The 229-nt window shown below is 34.1% G+C and carries 1 protein-coding gene; it reads right to left on the bottom strand.

Going from position 1 to position 229, the window contains the following annotated elements; all coding sequences use genetic code 11:
* Positions 1–21: 21 nt before the first annotated feature.
* The coding region (locus tag ACFINC_RS11910) for a Maf family protein (protein ID WP_375617326.1) at positions 22–229 on the bottom strand (208 nt) is incomplete at its 5' end.

Raw genomic sequence — 229 nt, 5'->3', positions numbered from 1 at the left:
TTCGTTTTTTCTATTGTTAAATCAACCATCAATAACCCCTAAATGACGTAATTTTACGAGTAGAGGGAGCAAAGGTAAACCAACAATAGTAAAAAAATCTCCATCAATTTTTTCAAAGAGGTGGATCCCTTCCCCTTCAATTTGATAGACTCCCACACTGTTTAAAACATCTTTTCCTACACGTGCTAAATAACATTCAATAAATTTTGATGAGAGTAAACGTACGGAC

The sequence above is a fragment of the Bartonella sp. AP58NXGY genome, from assembly GCF_042195785.1.
Lineage (GTDB): Bacteria > Pseudomonadota > Alphaproteobacteria > Rhizobiales > Rhizobiaceae > Bartonella.
This window is presented reverse-complemented; position numbering and strand designations above follow the sequence as displayed.